The sequence below is a fragment of the Limnohabitans sp. 103DPR2 genome, from assembly GCF_001412575.1.
GTDB lineage: Bacteria > Pseudomonadota > Gammaproteobacteria > Burkholderiales > Burkholderiaceae_C > Limnohabitans_A.
In genome coordinates this window covers 1,491,634-1,510,933 of the sequence record NZ_CP011834.1, presented here as the reverse complement: position 1 = coordinate 1,510,933, position 19,300 = coordinate 1,491,634, and the positions used below count along the sequence as shown (strand labels likewise).

17 protein-coding genes are annotated in these 19,300 nt (G+C 54.6%); all 17 read left to right on the top strand.

Annotated features, from left to right (window positions below):
• The first annotated feature begins 64 nt into the window (after window positions 1-64).
• The 17 genes from L103DPR2_RS07360 to L103DPR2_RS07280 all read left to right on the top strand — a co-directional run bounded on the left by L103DPR2_RS07360 (window position 65) and on the right by L103DPR2_RS07280 (window position 19,260).
• Window positions 65-811, top strand: a complete 747-nt coding sequence (locus L103DPR2_RS07360) for a crotonase/enoyl-CoA hydratase family protein (protein ID WP_231717720.1) — start codon at window positions 65-67, stop codon at window positions 809-811.
• Window positions 812-853: 42 nt separating this feature from the next.
• Entirely contained in the window at window positions 854-2,707 is a 1,854-nt protein-coding gene (locus L103DPR2_RS07355; protein WP_055360430.1) for a feruloyl-CoA synthase, read from the top strand.
• Between the two features lie 31 nt (window positions 2,708-2,738).
• Window positions 2,739-3,986, top strand: coding sequence for a thiolase family protein (locus tag L103DPR2_RS07350; protein WP_055360429.1), 1,248 nt, complete (start codon window positions 2,739-2,741; stop codon window positions 3,984-3,986).
• Window positions 3,987-4,027: 41 nt separating this feature from the next.
• Window positions 4,028-4,792, top strand: coding sequence for an SDR family NAD(P)-dependent oxidoreductase (locus L103DPR2_RS07345; protein ID WP_055360428.1), 765 nt, complete (start codon window positions 4,028-4,030; stop codon window positions 4,790-4,792).
• A gap of 17 nt (window positions 4,793-4,809) precedes the next feature.
• A complete protein-coding gene (locus L103DPR2_RS07340; protein ID WP_055360427.1) occupies window positions 4,810-5,229 on the top strand; it encodes an acyl-CoA thioesterase in 420 nt (139 codons plus the stop codon).
• A 66-nt stretch (window positions 5,230-5,295) separates the two neighbouring features.
• A complete protein-coding gene (locus tag L103DPR2_RS07335; RefSeq protein ID WP_055360426.1) occupies window positions 5,296-6,429 on the top strand; it encodes an ABC transporter substrate-binding protein in 1,134 nt (377 codons plus the stop codon).
• Between the two features lie 81 nt (window positions 6,430-6,510).
• Entirely contained in the window at window positions 6,511-7,551 is a 1,041-nt protein-coding gene (locus tag L103DPR2_RS07330; RefSeq protein WP_055360425.1) for a branched-chain amino acid ABC transporter permease, read from the top strand.
• Window position 7,552: 1 nt separating this feature from the next.
• Entirely contained in the window at window positions 7,553-9,319 is a 1,767-nt protein-coding gene (locus tag L103DPR2_RS07325) for a branched-chain amino acid ABC transporter ATP-binding protein/permease (RefSeq protein ID WP_055360424.1), read from the top strand.
• Window position 9,320: 1 nt separating this feature from the next.
• Entirely contained in the window at window positions 9,321-10,049 is a 729-nt protein-coding gene (locus L103DPR2_RS07320) for an ABC transporter ATP-binding protein (protein WP_055360423.1), read from the top strand.
• A gap of 12 nt (window positions 10,050-10,061) precedes the next feature.
• Window positions 10,062-11,765: an acyl-CoA dehydrogenase family protein gene (locus L103DPR2_RS07315; RefSeq protein ID WP_055360422.1), complete on the top strand. Its 1,704-nt coding sequence runs from the start codon at window positions 10,062-10,064 to the stop codon at window positions 11,763-11,765.
• Complete coding sequence (locus L103DPR2_RS07310) at window positions 11,750-12,211, top strand: MarR family winged helix-turn-helix transcriptional regulator (protein WP_055360421.1); 462 nt, start codon at window positions 11,750-11,752, stop codon at window positions 12,209-12,211. The genes L103DPR2_RS07315 and L103DPR2_RS07310 overlap by 16 nt, the downstream gene beginning before the upstream one ends.
• A 50-nt stretch (window positions 12,212-12,261) precedes the next feature.
• Window positions 12,262-13,437 (top strand): fumarylacetoacetate hydrolase family protein, encoded by a 1,176-nt coding sequence (locus L103DPR2_RS07305; protein ID WP_055361925.1) that lies wholly within the window; start codon window positions 12,262-12,264, stop codon window positions 13,435-13,437.
• A 94-nt stretch (window positions 13,438-13,531) separates the two neighbouring features.
• Window positions 13,532-13,882, top strand: a complete 351-nt coding sequence (locus tag L103DPR2_RS07300; protein ID WP_055360420.1) for an FKBP-type peptidyl-prolyl cis-trans isomerase — start codon at window positions 13,532-13,534, stop codon at window positions 13,880-13,882.
• A 97-nt stretch (window positions 13,883-13,979) separates the two neighbouring features.
• Window positions 13,980-14,585, top strand: a complete 606-nt coding sequence (gene grpE, locus L103DPR2_RS07295; RefSeq protein ID WP_082466868.1) for a nucleotide exchange factor GrpE — start codon at window positions 13,980-13,982, stop codon at window positions 14,583-14,585.
• A gap of 95 nt (window positions 14,586-14,680) precedes the next feature.
• Entirely contained in the window at window positions 14,681-16,612 is a 1,932-nt protein-coding gene (gene dnaK / locus L103DPR2_RS07290) for a molecular chaperone DnaK (protein WP_055360419.1), read from the top strand.
• A gap of 97 nt (window positions 16,613-16,709) precedes the next feature.
• Window positions 16,710-17,846, top strand: a complete 1,137-nt coding sequence (gene dnaJ / locus L103DPR2_RS07285) for a molecular chaperone DnaJ (protein WP_055360418.1) — start codon at window positions 16,710-16,712, stop codon at window positions 17,844-17,846.
• Between the two features lie 49 nt (window positions 17,847-17,895).
• On the top strand, window positions 17,896-19,260 hold the full coding sequence (locus L103DPR2_RS07280) for an MBL fold metallo-hydrolase RNA specificity domain-containing protein (protein WP_055360417.1): 1,365 nt from the start codon (window positions 17,896-17,898) through the stop codon (window positions 19,258-19,260).
• The last annotated feature ends 40 nt before the right edge of the window (window positions 19,261-19,300 follow it).

Sequence of the window (19,300 nt, the reverse complement as noted above, 5' to 3'; positions counted from 1 at the left end):
CATCATGACTCAAAATCTTCATCCTTTGTTGCAACGCGCTCAGAACCACGGCATTCACTTTGAGATGAACGGCGCTGTTGCCATGGTGCGTTTAAGCCGCCCGACCAAGCGCAATGCACTGAACGATGGCTTGATCGAAGCTTTGCGAGATGTCTTCCAAAATCTGCCCGAAGAAGCCAAAGCCGCCGTGGTGTATGGCGAAGGTGACCATTTCTGTGCCGGCTTGGATTTGTCTGAACTCAAAGAACGCGATGCCGGCCAAGGTGTGCATCACTCACGCAGTTGGCACGTTGCTTTGGATGCCGTCCAACTGGGCCGTGTGCCGGTCGTCGCAGCGCTGCATGGCGCAGTGGTGGGCGGTGGCTTGGAATTGGCCAGCGCTTGTCACATTCGCGTGGCAGACGACAGCACCTTTTTCGCACTGCCAGAAGGCACACGCGGTATTTTTGTGGGCGGCGGGGGCTCGGTTCGCATTCCCAAGCTCATTGGCGTGGCACGCATGACCGACATGATGTTGACGGGCCGCGTTTACAACGCCTTAGATGGCGAGCGCATTGGTTTGGCGCAATATCACGTCCCCACAGGAACTTCTTTGGAAAAAGCTTTGGACTTGGCACAACGCATTGCCACCAATGCCCCGCTCACCAATTACGCCTTGATGCACGCCCTGCCCCGAATCGCTGAGCAACCCGCAGATCACGGCTACCTCACCGAAGCTTTGATTGCGTCTATTGCCCAAGCTGCGCCCGAAGCCAAGGCTCGCGTTAAAGCTTTCTTGGAAGGCAAGGCCGCCAAAGTTCAAAAGAACTAAGTACCCGGCCCTACACATCCTTGAAAAGAGTTGGAGACCAGCATGAGCTCACCTAAATTTAGACCCCTGCGTTTTGGCGTGACGCGTGTCACTTTGAAAGATGGCGCACCAGGCACACATTACCTGAAAGCAGACCAAGAATTACAAGCCTACCCCGAACGCTTGACGGACCGTTTGCAGCACTGGGCGAAACACAAACCCACACAAACGCTGTTTGCCCGTCGCATCAAATTGGCAGATGGCAGTTTGGGTGAATGGCGTCATGTCACCTATGCTGAAGCTTGGAACACTGCGCGCAACATTGCACAAGGCCTGATCAACCGTGGCTTGAATGCCGAGCGTCCCGTGGTGATCTTGAGCGAAAACAGCCTGGAGCATGCATTGTTGGCTTTGGGTTGCATGGTGGCCGGTGTGCCATTTGTGCCCACTTCCCCCCCCTACTCTTTAATCAGCCAAGACTACGACAAGCTCAAACACGTGTTGCGCACCGTCACGCCAGGTTTGGTGTTTGCCAGCGATGCGCGCTATGCAAAGGCCATCGCTGCTACCGTTTCCAATGACATGGAAATTGTGATGAACGAAGGTGGCGTGGAGGGCAAACAAGTCACCACTTTTGAAAGCTTGTGCAGTACACCTGCCACTGCGCAAGTTGATGCCGCCATTGCAGCCACAGGCCCCGACACGATTGTCAAATTCTTGTTCACCAGTGGCTCTACCAAGTTGCCCAAAGCGGTGATCAACACGCAGCGTTTGTGGTGCGCCAACCAACAACAAATGGCCCAGTCCATGCCCATCTTGGCCGAAGCGCCTTTGGTCTTGGTGGACTGGTTGCCCTGGAACCATACCTTTGGCGGCAACCACAACTTTGGCATGGTGGTCTTTCATGGCGGCACAATGTACATCGACGATGGCAAGCCCACGCCTGCGCTGATGCACGAGACCTTGCGCAACTTGCGTGAAATTGCACCGACCGTTTATTTCAACGTGCCCACAGGTTTTGAGGCCATTGCCAATGCCATGAAGACCGACGATTTGCTGCGCAAGACTTTGTTGTCTCGCGTTCAAATGTTCTTCTATGCAGGCGCAGCGCTGGCACAACCCATTTGGGACAGCTTGTATGAATCGCAAGAGCGCGAAATCGGCGAGCGCATTGTGATGGGCACAGGTCTTGGCATGACCGAGTCTGGCCCCTTCGGTATTTTTGTCACCAACCCTTACGTCAACGCTGGCGACTTGGGCGTGCCCACCCCAGGGTTGGAATTGAAACTGGTCGACATGGGTGGCAAAACCGAAGTGCGTTACCGCGGCCCCAACATCACACCAGGCTACTGGCGCAACGACGAAGAAACCAAAGGCGCCTTTGACGATGAAGGCTTTTTTTGTACAGGCGATGCCGTCAAATGGATTGATGAAACCGATGTGCACTTGGGTTTGAAGTTCGACGGCCGAATTGCCGAAGACTTTAAATTGGCCACTGGCACCTTTGTGAGTGTGGGTCCTTTGCGCGGCAAGATCATTGCGGCCGGCGCACCCTACATTCAAGATGTGGTGCTCACAGGCATCAACTTGAAAGAAGTTGGCGCCATGGTATTCCCAACACCCGCTGTGCGTGCACTCAGCGGCATGCCGGCCGACGCGCCCTTGGCCGATGTGTTGGGCAGTGCACCTGTGTTGGCACACTTCCAAAACGTCATCAACGAATTGGCCAAAACTGCCACGGGCAGTGCCAATCGCATTGCGCGCATGTGCTTGCTGTCCGAGCCGCCCACCATCGACAAGGGCGAGATTACCGACAAAGGCTCCATTAATCAACGCGCTGTGCTGACTCACCGCGCCGACACCGTTGCAGCTTTGCATGAAGAGCGCTTGCACTTTATCTTGAAGCCCACAATCTGATTTGAAATTCTGAAAATTTGAAAGAAGCACCATGAGCCAAGCTGGATTTTTCAACGCATTCGACGACGTGTGGATGCACGAAGGCGTTCGCACCCCGATGGTGGATTACTGTGGCGCTTTGGGCCACATCTCACCTACCGACATGGGCATCAAAGCCGCACGCGAAGCCCTGAAGCGCGCCGACATTCCTGCCACAGACATTGGCTCTGTGATCACGGGCAACATGGCCCCCGGCGACTTTGATCAGTTCTTCTTGCCACGTCACATTGGTCTCTATGCAGGCGTCCCTGTTGAAGTGCCCGCGCTGATGGCACAGCGCATTTGCGGCACAGGTTTTGAGTTGTTCCGCCAAGCTGGTGAGCACATCCAATCAGGCGCTGCAGAAGCCGCTTTGGTGGTGGGCACTGAAAGTATGACGCGCAATCCCATCGCTGCTTTCGATCACCGCACTGGATTCAAACTGGGCTCACCCGTGGGTTTCAAAGACTACATGTGGGAAGCGCTGAAAGATCCAGCGGCTGGCATCAACATGATTCAAACGGCCGAAAACTTGGCCAAGAAATACAACATCACGCGCGAAGAAGTCGATGCGTTTGCGTCTGAGTCTTTTGCCAAAGCCGTGACGGCACAGCAGTCTGGTTTCTTGGCAGGCGAAATCGTGCCCGTCATCACCGAGAAATTTGAACTCGACGGTTACAAGCCTCGCGGCATCAAGCTGCAAGGCAAGGTCACTGAAGTGACGCAAGACACACACCCCCGCATTTCACCTGCTGAGGTGTTGGGCAAGTTGCGCCCCGTCTATGAGGGTGGCGTTCAAACCGGGGGAAACAGCTCAGCCTTGGTCGATGCAGCAGCGGCTTGCGTGGTCACCTCTGGCACCTATGCCAAAGCTCATGGCAAAAAACCAATCGCTCGTGTCGTCGCTGCGGCTGTGGCCGGTGTGCCCCCCGAGATCATGGGCATTGGCCCAGCGCCTGCCATTCGTTTGTTGCTGGCCCGCACCGGTTTGAAACTGTCCGATATCGGCCGCTTTGAAATCAATGAAGCCCAAGGTGCCCAAACCCTGGCGGTCGGCCGCGAGTTGGGACTCGACCTTAGCTTATTGAACGTTAACGGCGGTGCCATTGCACTGGGTCACCCCCTGGCAGCCACGGGTGTTCGCCTCACGATCACCTTGGCACGCGAATTGGTTCGCAGTGGCAAACGCTATGGCATTTCCAGTGCTTGTGTCGGCGGCGGTCAAGGCATTGCATTGCTGATCGAAAACCCCAACGCCTGAAGTCACGCTATTCAGACAACATCATTCATCAAGAGGACAACATGAACATTCAAGGCATGAGCGCATTGGTCACCGGTGGTGGCTCTGGTTTGGGCGAAGCAACCGCCCGTGAATTGGCCCGTTTGGGTGCGAAGGTCGCCGTACTCGACTTGAACCTCGAGAACGCTCAAAAGGTGGCCGCAGACATTGGTGGCATTGCTGTTCAATGTGACGTGACCAACGCCGCCAGCATGGAAAACGCCGTGGCCAAAGCAGCCAAAGCCCACGGCGGCGCACGCATCTTGATGCAGATTGCCGGCATCGGTACCGCCAAACGCATTGTGGGCAAAGATGGCAATCCAGCACCCTTGGAAGACTTCGCCAAAGTGGTCAACGTCAATTTGATTGGCACCTACAACGCTGCACGCGTCTTTGCTGCGGCCTGCGCCAAGCTCGACCCAATGGAAGACGGTGAGCGTGGCGCCATGGTCTTCACAGCCTCTGTAGCAGCCTTTGATGGCCAAGTGGGTCAACAAGCCTACAGTGCCTCCAAAGCGGGTGTGGCAGGCATGACACTGCCCATGGCACGCGATTTAGCGCAACACGGCATTCGCGTGTGCACCATTGCCCCTGGCATCTTTGCAACACCGTTGCTCAAAACACTGCCCGAGCCTGTGCAAGCCTCGTTGGCTGCCAGCATCCCCTTCCCTTCACGCCTTGGCAAACCGGAAGAGTTTGCACAATTGGCCGCACACATTGTGAGCAATGGCCACTTGAACGGCGAAGTGATTCGCTTGGATGGCGCACTGCGCATGGCCCCCCGTTAATCGGCAGAAAGCTAGCGATGAGCAAAACCGTTGTTTATGAAGTGCAAGTGATGTTTGGTGACTGCGACCCCGCAGGCATCGTGTTCTTTCCCAATTTTTCCAAATGGATGGACGCCTCATCGCTTAACTTTTTTGTGAAGTGCGGTGTGCAACCTTGGCGTGAGTTGGTGAAGACCACCGGCATCATTGGCACACCCCTCTTGGAAATCAATACCAAGTTTGGCCGTCCTGCCACCTATGGTGAAACGCTGCAAATTCACACCAGTGTGCAAGATTGGCGCGATAAAACATTTGTCCACAAACACGTGGTGATGCGCGGCGACACTGTCTTGTGCGAAGGCACCGAAGTGCGCGCCTTTTGCATTAAGCATCCAGAAGACCCCGATCGAATTAAAGCCATTCCCGTTCCCGCGGACATCAAAGCGCTTTGCAGCTAATGCCTAGACTTTGATTTCCATTTTTTCACTCAACGTTTTTCCAACCCAACCTCTTAGGAGACAAAAATGAAAATGAAGAAAACACTGCTGGCTTTGGCCATCACTGCCGTCACCAGCACCGCTGCGCTGGCCGACATCAAAATTGGCGTGAGCTTGTCACTCACAGGCCCAGGCTCTGGCTTGGGCACCCCCATGCAAAAACAATTGCAACTGTTCCCCAAAACCATTGGTGGCGAAAAAGTCACCGTGATTCTGTTGGACGATGCCTCTGATCCAGGTAAGGGCTCTGCCAACGCACGCCGCTTTGTCACAGAAGACAAAGTTGACATCATTTTTGGCTCATGCCTCACACCCGTTGCAGCTGCCATGACAGACATTGCGTCTGAAGCAGGCACTGTACAAATCGCAGGCTCACCTGTGGGAGTTCCTCCAGGCAAAGACAAATGGTTGTTCCGCTTGCCCCAATCCAACACAGTGATGGGCCATGCTGTGATCGAGCACATGAAAAAGCAAGGCATCAAAACGGTTGGCTTCCTGGGCTATGCAGACGTTTATGGTCAGCAATGGCTGGAAGCTGTTCAACCTGAACTTGAAAAATCGGGCATCAAAATGGTCGGCGTTGAGCGCTTTGCTCGTACCGACACCAGCGTCACACCCCAAGCTTTGAAGTTGACTTCTGCCAACCCAGACGCCATCTTGGTCGTGGCTTCAGGTTCTGGCGCCGCCATGCCCCAGATGGGCTTGGTTGAGCGCGGCTACAAAGGCAAGGTCTACCAAACGCACGCAGCAGCCACACCCGACTTGTCACGCATTGGCGGCAAAGCTGTTGAAGGCACCTTCGTTGTGTCTGGCCCTGCCTTGTTGGGCGACCAATTGCCCGACAGCCATCCTTCCAAAAAATTGGCTTTGGACTTCGTTCAGAAGTTTGAAAAAGAACATGGCCCTAACACACGCAACCAGTTTGCAGGACACTCTTATGACTTCCAAGTGGCCATGGAAAAAGCCATTCCTTTGGCACTGAAAAAAGCCAAGCCAGGCACACCTGAGTTCCGCGCAGCCATGCGTGACACACTCGAAACCATGGGTCGCACCGTGTTTTCGCACGGCGTCATGAACTGGACGCCTACTGACCACTGGGGTTACACACTGGAAACGGGCGTGATGACCAAAGTGGTGGATGGCAAGTTCAAGGTCGAATAAGACCTCTGACTTGCTTGCACAGGTGTGCATGCCTTCAAGGCGTCACCCTGTGCACCTTGTGTTTTTTGTATCGGAAATCTCATGGACTTCTCCATCGCCAGCATCCTTTTGCTAGACGGTGTCACCAATGGCGCGGTGTATGCCCTTTTAGGCTTGGCCACCGTGCTGGTGTTCACGGTCACGCGTGTGATCTTTATTCCTCAAGGCGAATTTGTGGCTTATGGTGCGCTGACCTTGGCCATGCTCCAAACAGGCAAAACACCCGGCACCGTTTGGCTGTTGTTGATACTTGCTGGCGTTGCTGCATTGATGGAACTGATTGAACGGTGGCGTCATCATGGCAACGTGTCACGCGCCTTGTTCGCTGCTTTGAAGACCTTGGTCTTTCCGGTGTTGGTGTCTCTTATCGCCATGTGGGCTGCACCGCAAAAGTTTCCGCTCTGGAGTCAAGCCGTTTTAAGTGTGGCCATCGTGACGGCCTTTGGTCCGCTGGTGTACCGCGTGGCATACCAATCGCTTGAATCGGCCACACCGCTGGTCTTGTTGATCGTCTCGGTTGGCGTTCACTTTGCGATGACGGGTTTGGGTTTGTTGTTTTTCGGCGCGGAAGGTTTCCGCAATCCGACGTTCTGGGATGAACGCTTTACCCTCGGACCCGTCGCATTGACCGGTCAGACTGTGATTATTTTCGTCACCTCATTGGCACTCATTGTCATGATGTGGCTTTACTTTGAACGCTCTCTGCGCGGCAAAGCCCTGCGTGCCACTGCGGTGAATCGCACGGGTGCACGCTTGATGGGCATCTCTAGCCATACCTCAGGTCAGCTGACCTTTCTCATGTCAGCCCTGATCGGCGCATTGTCTGGTCTCCTAATTGGTCCCACCACCACCGTGTTCTACGACTCGGGCTTTTTGATTGGCCTCAAAGGTTTCGTGGCAGCTGTGATGGGCGGACTGGCCAGCTACCCTGGCGCATTGTTGGGTGCACTGTTCGTCGGCATCGTTGAATCCTTTGGCGCCTTCTGGGCCAGCGCTTTCAAAGAAGTGATTGTTTTCACTTTGGTCTTACCCATTCTCCTCGTGCGCTCCTTGCGCAGTGGTCATTCAGACGAGGATCACTGACATGAACAAGCAAAAACTTTTCATCTGGCTGCTGGCAGCGGCTGTTCCCGTCGTGGCCTTGTTGCCCTTGCCAGACTTCTGGATTGCGCAACTCAACTACATTGGTCTTTATGCATTGGTGTGCCTGGGATTGGTACTGCTGACCGGCGTTGGGGGCTTAACTTCCTTCGGCCAAGCAGCGTTTGTAGGTGTTGGCGCCTACACCACGGCCTATTTGACTTTGAACACGGGCATGTCGCCTTGGCTGACATTGTTTGTTGGCTTGGGCATCACGGCCATCAGCGCCTTGGTGGTGGGCGCCATCACCCTTCGCATGTCAGGTCACTACTTGCCATTGGCCACCATTGCATGGGGTTTGTCTTTGTATTACCTCATGGGCAATTTGGATGCCTTGGGCAAGTACGACGGCTTGTTGGGGCTCAAGAGTTTGTCAATCGGCAGTCTTGACATTGGCCAAGGTCGTTTGTTCTTCATCCTCACATGGGCCATCCTGATTGCAGGTGCCGTTGCATTGTTGAACTTGCTGGACTCACGTCCTGGCCGTGCCATTCGTTCGCTCAAAGGCGGTTCCCAAATGGCCGAGGCCATGGGCATCAGCACCTTCCGCTACAAAGTCACGATCTTTTTGATTGCGGCTTTGTTTGCATCCATTGCAGGATGGCTGCTTGCGCATTTCCAACGTACTGTCAATCCTTCCGCCTTTGGCTTGAAGATGGGTATCGAATACCTGTTCATGGCCGTGATTGGCGGCGTTGGCTATGTGTGGGGCGCCATCGTAGGTGCCGCCTTGATCAAATTGCTCGACGACTATTTGCAAGTCGCCTTGCCTGCCTTGATTGGCACCAGCGGCAGTTATGAAGTGATTGTGTTTGGTGTCGCCATGGTCCTGGTGCTCAAGTACATGCCCGATGGCATCTGGTCTTTGGTCGCTCGCAAACTGCCGCGTCCACCCCGCAAAATGGACTGGCAGGATGCAGCGCCATTGAATGCCCGCAGCAAACCTGCGATGGGCGATTTGGTTCTTAAGGTCGACAAAATTCGCAAACAATTTGGCGGCCTCACTGCTGTGAACGACATCAGTTTTGACATTCACGCTGGGCGGATTGTGGGTTTGATTGGCCCTAACGGCGCTGGCAAATCAACCACCTTCAACTTGATCACTGGCGTGCTGTCCAAAACTTCGGGCAAGGTGACATACCGCGGACATGACATCTCCGCTTTGCCATCGCGCGAAATTTCTCGCCAAGGCATGGCCCGCACTTTCCAACATGTGAAGATGATTCCGGACATGACGGTTTTAGAAAACGTGGCTTTGGGCGCTTACACCCGCGGTGAATCTGGTGTCATTTCCTCCATGCTAGGCACCAATAAAGCTGAAGAGCAACGCTTCATGAAAGAAGCACAGCACCAGCTTGAACGGATTGGCATGGGCAATTACTTGCACGAATTGGCAGGCAACTTGGCCATGGGACCCCAGCGTCTGATGGAAATCGCCCGTGCGCTGTGCTGCGATCCTGCACTCTTGTTGCTTGACGAGCCAGCAGCCGGTTTGCGCCATAAAGAAAAACAAGACTTGATCAAAGTGCTTCGTCAATTGCAGAGCGAAGGCATGAGCATCTTGTTGGTGGAGCACGACATGGACTTGGTCATGGACGTTTGCGATCATTTGGTGGTGATGGAGTTTGGCACCCTGCTAACGCAAGGCACGCCTGCAGAAATTCAAGCCAGTCCTGCCGTGCGTGCGGCTTACTTGGGCACGGAGCACTGACATGACAACACCCATTCTCAAAGTTCAGCAATTGCATGCGGGTTACGGCAAAGCCGAAGTACTGCACGGCATCAGTTTGGAAGTTGCCAAAGGCAGTGTGATCACAGTGATTGGTCCCAACGGCGCTGGCAAATCAACTTTTTTGAACAGCCTGATGGGCATCTTGCCAGCGCAAGGCCTGATTGAATTCAATGGCCAATCGATCAACGAGTTGACCTTGGAAGAACGCGTCATGCAGGGCATCTCTCTGGTCCCTGAAAAGCGTGAACTCTTTAATACCATGACGGTCGAAGACAACTTGGTGTTGGGCGGCTATCGCCAAATGCGTTTAGGCAATGCCGATTGGCGCAATCGACTTGACGACGTCTTCGACTTGTTCCCCCGACTCAAAGAACGTCGTTTGCAAGAAGCTGGCACCTTGTCTGGTGGTGAACGTCAAATGTTGGCGGTGGGCAGAGCCCTCATGTCACGCCCTTCTCTCTTGATGTTGGACGAACCCAGTTTGGGTTTGGCGCCGCTCATTGTGAAAGAGATTTTCAACATCATCGAAACACTTCGTCAAACGGGTGTGTCCATCGTGTTAGTGGAACAAAATGCACGCGCTGCATTGGCTGTGGCCGATCATGGCTACGTTTTGGAAATGGGCGAAGTGAGCCTTCAAGGCAAAGCTTCCGATTTGGCCGAAGACCCCCGCGTGATCGACACCTACTTGGGTACTGCCAAAAAATAAAGAACAAACAACATGAGCGACTACCAACCCCGTATCCAAGACATGCAATTTGTCTTGTCCAATGTTTTAGGTGCACCCGATCAGCTGAAAGCATTGCCCGCCTTTGATGAAGTCGATGCGGATCTGATGCAGCAAGTGTTGGAAGAAGCTGGCAAGTTTGTCGGTGAAGTGGTCGCCCCACTCAACCGGGATGGCGATGAAATTGGCGCGAAGTGGCAAGACGGCAAAGTGACGATGCCACCCGGTTTTCAATCGGCCTACCAAATGTTTTGGCAAGCGGGTTGGCCTGCGCTTTCTGCAGCACCAGAAGATGGCGGACAAGGCCTGCCCTCTGTCTTGGAAATCATGCTTTATGAAATGCTGTCAGCCGCCAACCATGGCTGGACCATGGCACCTGGTTTGTTGCATGGCGCATATGAATGCATCAAGCACTATGCAAGCCCCTCACTCCAAGAAACTTACCTCAGCAAAGTTGGTACTGGTGAATGGTTGGCCACCATGTGCCTGACTGAACCGCACGCAGGCAGTGACTTGGGCTTGTCGCGCACCAAAGCCACGCCGCAAGCCGATGGCCGCTACGCCTTGAATGGCACCAAGATTTTCATATCAGGTGGCGAGCACGACCTCACCGACAACATCGTTCATTTGGTCTTGGCACGTTTGCCCGATGCACCGCCCGGCCCTAAAGGTCTGTCACTCTTTTTGGTGCCCAAGTTTTACCCCAATGGCGAACGTAGCGCTGTGCATTGCGACCGCATCGAAGAAAAGATGGGCCTTCACGGCAGTCCCACATGTGTGATGCGCTTTGATGACGCCCTGTCTGAGATCATCGGCGAACCCGGCAAAGGTCTGAACGCCATGTTCGTCATGATGAACGCTGCGCGATTGCACGTGGCCATGCAAGGCATTGGCCTACTGGATGCGGCTTGGCAAAAAGCCGACGCTTACGCCCGAGAGCGCCGTCAGATGCGCGCGCCAGCAGGTCAAGAAGTGAAACCCAAGTCTGCTGCCGAAGCCGATTTCATCATTGAGCATCCTGCCATCCAACGCATCTTGAACACACAACGCGCTTGGGTGGATGGCGGCCGCGTGTTGGCTTATCAAACTGCAGTGGAATTAGACCGAATCAAACACGCAGACAAAGACACCGCAGCCCAATCGCAACGCTGGTGCGCTTTGGTGACGCCTGTGATGAAAGCCGCCTTCACCCATCAAGCTTTTCATGGCGGCAGCGATTGCCTTCAAGTCTTGGGAGGCCACGGTTATGTACGTGAATGGGGCATTGAGCAAATCGTGCGCGATGCGCGCGTCGCCATGATTTACGAGGGCACCAACGAAATTCAGGCCATCGATTTGGTGGTTCGCAAAATCATGGCCGATGGAGGCCAGAGCTTGAACCAATTGCTGGACGACATGAAGGCCCAATCGCAGACGGAAACAGCAGAAGCCACTCAGCTTCGCAAATTGACACAAAGCATTGTGAGCGCGGCACCCCAAGACCCCAGCTTGGGCCACCGGGTGGCCGACGACTATTTGCGCGCCATGGCCTTGGTCATGTTGCAATGGGCTTGGCTGCGCATCGATACCACGCTCAATGCACAAACACCCGAATTAAAGACCCGTTGGCAAGCCCCCTCCAAAGCCTTCCGCCAATGGGTGCTTCCTGAATTCGCCATGCGCAGTCACATCATTGAGACGCAATGCCAAGCAGCGTGAAAAATCCAATCGCGGCCGTCGACAAAGTCGACACCAGCTACCTTGAAACCTTGATTGGTTACAACGCACGCCGTGCGGCCCTCGCCGTGATCAGCCAATTCTTAGAACGCATGGCGGTCTACGACTTGAAGCCTGTCGATTTTTCAGTGATGTCGGTGGTGGTTCACAACCCCGGCGTCACTTCGCGTCAACTTTGCGCCGCGCTGAACATCTTGCCGCCCAACTTAGTGGGCTTGGTGCAGTCATTGGAATCTCGTGGCCTGCTAGAGCGCCTGCCCCACCCCCATGATGGCCGCGCCATGGGACTGCACCCAACGGACAAGGGTTTAGAACTCATGGAAAAAGCTGAAGCCACAGCGTCTGAGCTAGAAATGAACATTGGCTCTAAACTCACGCCTAACCAAGTTCAAACCTTGGTCACGTTGCTGCAAAAAATCTACCTCTAAGGGCACCGACTTTCAGGGCCCAAGAGATCACCACTTTGGGAGACTCGGCCTTGTCACATTCCAGCTTTCCTTCATTGGCAGAGACGCTGCCCGATGATGCCGCCAACGCCATTTTGATTGGCCGCATTTGGGTTCCCGGCGAGGGACCCTATCTTGTCAAAGTAGGCGCCAGCGAAACCACCGACTTGTCTGGCTTGGCACTCACCAGCAGCGACTTGATGGAACTCGAGAATGTCGCCGCAAGTGTCAAAAACCACCATGGCAAAACTTGGTCCACAGAAGCTTTGTGGGCCAATACCGATACCCAACAGCGCAACGAACAACAACCTTGGTTCCTTGCACCCACTGACTTGCAGGCCATCAAAGCGGCCGGTGTGACCTTTGTCGCCAGCATGTTGGAGCGCGTCATCGAAGAACAAGCGCGAGGCGATGCCGCCAAAGCTGAAAGTGTGCGCAAAGCCGTGATCGATGTGATGGGTGACAACCTTCGCAATGTCAAACCTGGCTCTGCACAAGCCATGAAACTGAAAGAAGTGCTGGTAGCGCAAGGCGTTTGGTCTCAGTACCTTGAAGTGGGCATCGGTCCTGACGCAGAAATTTTCACCAAGTCGCAAGCCATGAGTGCTGTGGGTTCTGGTTTTGATGTGGGCTTGCATCCCGGCAGTTCATGGAACAACCCCGAGCCGGAAATTGTGTTGGTCATCAATTCCAAAGGCCATGTGGTGGGCGCCGCCATGGGCAACGATGTCAACTTGCGAGATTTTGAGGGCCGCAGCGCCCTGCTCTTGGGCAAAGCCAAAGACAACAATGCCAGCTGCGCCATCGGCCCCTTCATCCGCTTGTTTGATGGCCAGTACACCATCGACAACGTAAGAACCACAGACCTCAGCATGGCGCTCCATGGCCCCGAAGGCTTTGTCATGCAAGGCAGCAGTTCTCTTAGCCAAATCAGTCGAGATCCCTTGGATTTAGCGGCGCAAGCCATTGGCCCCTACCACCAGTACCCCGACGGTCTGGTGCTGTTTCTCGGCACCATGTTTGCCCCTACCCAAGACCGGCATGGCCCCGGGCAAGGCTTTACCCATGTGGTGGGCGATACGGTGGCCATCACCACCCCGCAATTGGGCACCCTCTTCAACCGAGTGACCACCTCAGACCAGGCACCGCCTTGGACCTATGGCATCCGCGCCCTGATGCAAGACTTGGCCAAGCGCTCAAAGCACTGAATACAAGACCTTCCCGATGCCCCATCAACTGGCATAATTCAGCCATTGGCCGGTCTTGCACCGGCCTTTCTATGACCCATTTCTAGGACACCCCATGATCACCACAGCCACAGGCCTGCAATACGAAGACACCGTGGTCGGCGACGGCGCCGAAGCCACCAAAGGCCAAACGGTCACTGTGCATTACACAGGCTGGCTATACAAAGACGGCGAGCAAGGCGCCAAGTTTGACTCCAGCAAAGACCGCCGAGACCCTTTCCAATTCATCTTGGGCGCCGGCATGGTCATTCGCGGTTGGGACGAAGGCGTGGCCGGCATGAAAATCGGTGGCGCGCGCACCCTGATCATTCCATCTGACTTAGGCTATGGCCCCCGTGGTGCTGGCGGCGTCATCCCCCCCAACGCAACCCTCAAGTTCGACGTCGAACTGCTCGAACTGTCTTGATTTAGTTCAGGTCCCGTTGGCCTAACGCCAACAGGCCTTGAAATCTCTCAAAACGCCCCCAAGTTTGGGGCGTTGTCATTTATTGCGGATGCATTTCATGTCTGATTCCAGCTCACAAAACCCCACAAATCAAAACCCCGGCACACCCAACGTCATGCCAACCGCTGAAGCCTTGGCCGCCGCTGCTGCGGCCATGGGCACAGACACCCAGGCTCAGCCAGCGCCCGTTTCACAAGATCCTTTGGCCGATGCCCAAGCCGAGCTGGTCAACGTCAAAGCCCAAAATGCCACCCTAGCCGACCAATATTTGCGCGCTCAGGCTGATGTCCAAAACGCCCGTCGCCGCGCTGACGAAGAAATTTCCAAAGCCCGCAAATTTGCGGTGGAAGGCTTTGCCGACAGTTTGCTGCCCGTTTTGGACAGCTTGGAAGCAGGCTTGGCCATTCAATCGGCTACACCTGAACAAATTCGTGAGGGAGCAGAAGCTACGCTTCGTCAGCTCAAAAGCGCCCTTGAACGCAACAAAGTGGTTGAGATCAACCCCTCGGCAGGTACCAAGTTTGACCCGCACCACCACCAAGCCATCAGTGTGGTGCCTGCCCAGCAGGAAGCCAATACCGTGGTGACCGTGCTGCAAAAGGGCTATCTGATTGCCGACCGCGTGTTGCGACCCGCTTTGGTCACGGTCACGGCCCCCAAATAAAACCCTTTCAGAAGTAGAAACAGGCCTTGAAATTGCCTAAACCGCCCCTACTTCTGATTCATTCAAGCATTTTTTAAGATTTACCGGAGAAGAACATGGGAAGAATCATTGGCATTGACTTGGGCACCACCAACTCGTGTGTGGCCATCATGGAAGGCAACACCACCAAGGTGATTGAGAACGCCGAAGGCGCGCGCACCACCCCTTCCATCATTGCGTACCAAGAAGACGGCGAAATTTTGGTCGGCGCATCCGCCAAGCGTCAAGCCGTTACCAATCCTCGCAACACGCTGTATGCCGTGAAGCGTTTGATCGGTCGCAAGTTCTCTGAAAAAGAAGTTCAAAAAGACATCGACCTGATGCCTTACACCATTGCCAAAGCCGACAACGGCGACGCTTGGGTGGAAGTGCGTGGCAACAAATTGGCGCCCCCACAGATCAGCGCTGAAGTGTTGCGCAAGATGAAGAAAACAGCCGAAGACTATCTCGGCGAAGAAGTGACCGAAGCCGTCATCACGGTGCCTGCTTACTTCAATGACGCACAACGTCAAGCCACCAAAGATGCAGGCCGCATCGCTGGTTTGGATGTCAAGCGCATCATCAACGAACCGACAGCTGCTGCATTGGCTTTCGGTTTGGACAAAACTGAAAAAGGCGATCGCAAGATTGCCGTGTATGACTTGGGTGGCGGTACCTTTGACGTATCCATCATCGAGATTGCCGACGTTGATGGCGAAAAACAATTCGAAGTGTTGTCCACCAACGGTGACACCTTCTTGGGTGGTGAAGACTTTGACCAACGCATCATTGATTTCATCATTGCCGAGTTCAAGAAAGAAAGTGGCGTTGATTTGTCCAAAGACGTGTTGGCCTTGCAGCGCTTGAAAGAAGCCGCTGAAAAAGCCAAGATCGAACTGTCCAGCTCTGCTGGCACCGACATCAACCTGCCCTACATCACAGCCGATGCCACAGGCCCTAAACACCTGAACATCAAGCTCAGCCGTGCCAAGTTGGAAAGCCTGGTCGACGAGTTGATCGAGCGCACCATTGCGCCCTGCCGCACCGCCATCAAAGACGCTGGCGTGAGTGTGTCTGACATCGACGACATCATCTTGGTCGGCGGCATGACACGCATGCCCAAAGTGCAAGACAAGGTGAAAGAATTCTTTGGCAAAGAGCCACGCAAAGACGTAAACCCTGATGAAGCCGTGGCCGTGGGCGCTGCCATTCAAGGTCAAGTTTTGTCTGGCGATCGCAAAGACGTGTTGCTGTTGGACGTCACACCTTTGTCCTTGGGCATTGAAACCCTGGGCGGCGTGATGACCAAAATGATCACCAAGAACACCACCATCCCCACCAAGTTTGCACAGACCTTCTCAACGGCCGATGACAATCAACCTGCGGTGACCATCAAGGTCTACCAAGGCGAGCGCGAGATGGCCACTGGCAACAAGTTGCTGGGCGAGTTCAACCTCGAAGGCATTCCACCCGCAGCACGCGGCACACCGCAAATTGAAGTGTCCTTTGACATCGACGCGAACGGCATCTTGCACGTCGGCGCCAAAGACAAAGGCACTGGCAAAGAAAACAAGATCACCATCAAGGCCAACTCTGGTTTGTCTGAAGAAGAAATTCAACAGATGGTGAAAGACGCTGAGTTGAACGCTGCTGACGACAAGAAGAAACTCGAAATCGTTCAAGCGAAAAACTCAGGCGAAGCCACCGTGCACAGCGTGAAGAAAAGCTTGACCGAATACGGCGACAAGATTGAAGGCGACGAAAAAACCAAAATCGAAGCTGCCGTGAAGGAATTGGAAGAAGCTTTGAAAGGCGAAGACAAAGACGCCATCGAAGCCAAAACCGAAGCCCTGATGACCGTCAGCCAAAAGCTGGGCGAAAAAATGTACGCCGACATGCAAGCCAAAGAAGCAGCTGCCGGTGGCGCAGCGGGCGGCCCAGGTGCCGACGCCAAACCTGCAGACGACAACGTGGTCGATGCAGAAGTGAAAGAAGTTAAAAAAGGCTAAGCCTTTCATTCAAGGGCTTTAGCCCAAGCCGCCGCGTCAGCGTATCCCTTCGGAAATCGCTTTCGCGGCGTTCTTGTTCAAACAGTAGCAAAACACGATGGCCAAAAGAGACTTTTACGAAGTATTGGGTGTAGCCAAGAACGCCTCTGAAGAAGAGATCAAAAAGGCGTATCGCAAATTGGCGATGAAGTTCCACCCTGACCGTCATCAGGGCGACGACGCCAAAGACGCAGAAGCCAAATTCAAAGAGGTCAAAGAGGCCTACGAGATGTTGTCGGATGCGCAAAAGCGTGCCGCCTACGACCAATACGGCCACGCCGGTGTCGACCCCAACATGCGTGGTGGCGCGGGCGGTGCGGAAGGCTTTGGTGGTTTTGGCGAAGCCTTCGGTGATATTTTTGGTGACATCTTTGGTCAACAACGCGGTGGCCGTGGTGGCCGTCAAGTGTTCCGCGGTGGCGACCTGAGCTATGCCATGGAAGTGACCCTGGAGGAAGCGGCCGCTGGCAAAGACGCCCAAATTCGCATCCCCGGATGGGAAGAGTGCGAGCCTTGCGATGGCTCCGGCGCTAAGAAAGGCACCAGCGCAAAAACCTGCGGCACTTGCCAAGGTTCAGGAACCGTGCAAATGCGCCAAGGCTTTTTCAGCGTGCAGCAAACCTGCCCGCACTGCCGCGGCTCCGGCAAAATCATCTCAGACCCCTGCCCTTCTTGCAGTGGCCAAGGTAAGCTCAAAAAGCAAAAAACACTCGAAGTCAAAATCCCTGCGGGCATTGACGACGGCATGCGCATTCGCAGCACCGGCAACGGTGAACCGGGTACCAATGGCGGCCCGCCCGGCGATTTGTACATTGAAATTCGCCTCAAGAAACACGACATCTTCGAGCGCGATGGCGACGACCTGCATTGCTCTGTGCCCATCAGTTTTTCAAAGGCCGCATTGGGTGGTGAGATCGATGTGCCTACGCTCAACGGCAAGGCCGCCATCGACATTCCGGAAGGCACCCAAACGGGCAAGCAATTCCGTTTGCGCGGCAAAGGCATCAAGGGTGTTCGCGCCAGTTACCCTGGCGACCTCTACTGTCACATCACGGTTGAAACACCTGTGAAGCTCACGGAGCATCAGCGCAAGTTGCTCAAAGAGTTTGACGAGTCTTTGCAAAAAGGCGGCGCCAAACATATGCCAACCGGCAACAGCTGGACCGACAAACTCAAAGGCTTGTTCGGCGCCTAAGCTTGATATAAGTCAATTCCATGTTGGGCCGAGCGCCTAACATGGCCACATGACACTCAACATTCGCTTCTTAGGCGGTGCCAACACCGTCACCGGTTCCAAGTACTGCGTCGAGCACGGCGGTCGCAAGCTGTTGGTCGATTGCGGTTTGTTTCAAGGCTACAAACAATTGCGACTGCGCAATTGGGATGCGTGCCCCATTCCGCCGAAAGATGTCGATGCCGTCATCTTGACGCATGCACATTTAGATCACAGTGGCTATTTGCCCTTGTTGGCTCGCAGCGGCTTTGAAGGCAAAGTTCACAGCACCTCAGGCACACGCGACTTGTGCGCTATCTTGCTGCCCGACAGCGGCCACATCCAAGAAGAGGATGCCTACTTTGCCAACCGGCATGGCTTCTCCAAACACGCACCGGCATTACCGCTTTACACGCAGCAAGATGCTAAATATTGCATGCAGCAGTTCCATGTTGAAAAACTCAACACATGGTTCCAACCCCTCCCGGGGTGGAACGCCAAGTTCAGCACAGCAGGCCACATCTTGGGTGCGTCCAGTTTGCTACTGGAAGTGGCAGGCCGTCGCATTTTGTTCTCTGGCGATTTGGGCCGACCCGACGACAGCCTCATGAACCCTCCCGACAACCCGCCGCAAGCCGACACCGTGTTGATCGAATCCACCTACGGTAACCGTGTGCACCCCGAAGAAAATATCAACGCCGAGCTGGGCGAGGCATTGAAAAAGGTGTCAGCGCGTGGCGGTGTTGCCGTCGTTCCTGTGTTTGCCGTAGGCCGTGCGCAGGCCATTTTGCACAGCATTTCGCAGCTCAAAGCGCAAGGCGTCATTCCGCATGGCTTGCCTATTTTTCTAGACAGCCCGATGGCGATTCACACCACGGCGCTGTTCAAACGGCACATGGGTGAACACCGCCTCACCGCTGACGAGGTGCAAGCCATGGACCATGTGGCCACCATGATCGAGACACCCGAGCAGTCCAAAGCCTTGATCAAGCGCCATGGCCCCATGGTGATCTTGGCAGCCAGTGGCATGGCCACAGGAGGGCGTGTCTTGCATCACCTGGCCAACTACGTCGGCAATCACCGCAACATGGTCATCCTCACAGGTTTTCAATCGCCAGGAACGCGAGGCGCCACCTTGGCCAGCGGTGCATTCACCATTCGCTTGCATGGCAAAGACTTGCCAGTCGCAGCAGAAATTGTTCAACTCACCTCTGCATCCGCGCATGCTGATGGCAATCAGTTGTTGGCTTGGCTAAAACAAATGCCAAAGCCGCCAGCACAGGTTTACGTGGTTCATGGTGAACTTGAAGCCTCCGACGCGTTGCGACAACGCATTGAAAGGGAGCTCAAAATGCGTGCCGTGGTGCCCGAGCATGCTTCGATTTGGCCTGCATAGGGGATTAAGGCAATCTCAGGGCATGAGGCATTAAACTTGG